At 45.2% G+C, this 573-nt stretch carries 1 protein-coding gene; it reads right to left on the bottom strand.

The genetic code is table 11. The annotated features are described in order from the left end of the window. Window positions 1–143 precede the first annotated feature (143 nt). On the bottom strand, window positions 144–573 hold a 430-nt coding region (locus ACFO6W_RS18200), incomplete at its 5' end, for a hypothetical protein (protein ID WP_379999023.1).

The raw sequence follows: 573 nt of genomic DNA, 5'->3' as shown, positions 1-573 counted from the left end.
TTTTAGCCCTTATCCCGAGTCCCCGACCTTTTTTTTAGTTTATATAGGGTAGCGTAGCGCTACCCTATAGGGTGGGGGTGGCAGTGAATAGACCATGATGCTGAAGGGCATCAGTAAGATTTGGTTTACTGGGGCCTTGAACGTTAATTATAAATGAGATCCAATATGCACTTACGATAAGCTTGGTATCCTAGGGTCGGATTGTTTAGAGCTGATCTGGCTATAGTGACTCCGAATTTCACGTATTGGAGCCCTGTTTCGGCATTATAGTGGTCATAATTTCCGTTATCAGCATTGCCATTGAAGAATTTCCAACCATACCAATTGCCCGATCCACCATTCTTGACGAGTGGACTAAACCAGGCGTCATGGGCTGCGCCTCCGTTTACAAAGTACATGTCATTGCTAGTGTTAGCGCCAGGATTGGTCATCCCGCCGGCGTTTTGACAACCTTCTGCATTATAAGTGCTTTCAGCTAACACGACGGTTATATGGTTCAAAGGACAGTAAGCTCGAACATTAACAGATCCGGTGCCAGTAAATACGAAAGACGCATCGTTAATGCATTTACCC

Origin of the sequence: Dysgonomonas termitidis, from assembly GCF_042654545.1 — a bacterium.
GTDB classification, from domain to species: domain Bacteria; phylum Bacteroidota; class Bacteroidia; order Bacteroidales; family Dysgonomonadaceae; genus Dysgonomonas; species Dysgonomonas termitidis.
This window is presented reverse-complemented; position numbering and strand designations above follow the sequence as displayed.